General features: G+C 46.8%; 1 protein-coding gene. It reads left to right on the top strand.

The features are described from left to right. On the top strand, positions 1 to 327 hold a 327-nt coding region (locus tag SB773_RS30700; RefSeq protein ID WP_410594003.1), incomplete at both ends, for a phage tail tube protein.

The raw sequence follows: 327 nt of genomic DNA on the forward strand, positions 1-327 counted from the left end.
TGAAGATACCGCGTTAGAAGACTTTGACAAACAGTTTAAAAAAGGCATGCGCACACCGGGGCAGGCCTCAATGACAATTAACGCCGACCCGGCAGAGCCTTCCCATATCAGGCTTCATGAGCTTTCTGAGTCGAATGATCAGACATTAAAGTCTTTAAAATGGGTTATTGGTTGGTCAGACGGTACAGCGCCACCGACGGTAACAGATGGTGAATTCGTTCTGCCGGATTCCCGCACCTGGTTTAAGTTTGAAGGTTATGTTGCAGATTTCCCATTCGACTTTGCATTAGACACCATCGTTACTACGCAAGTAAGCATTCAGCGTAG

This window comes from Bacillus sp. SIMBA_074, assembly GCF_046534555.1.
Classification (GTDB): domain Bacteria; phylum Bacillota; class Bacilli; order Bacillales; family Bacillaceae_G; genus Bacillus_A; species Bacillus_A mycoides.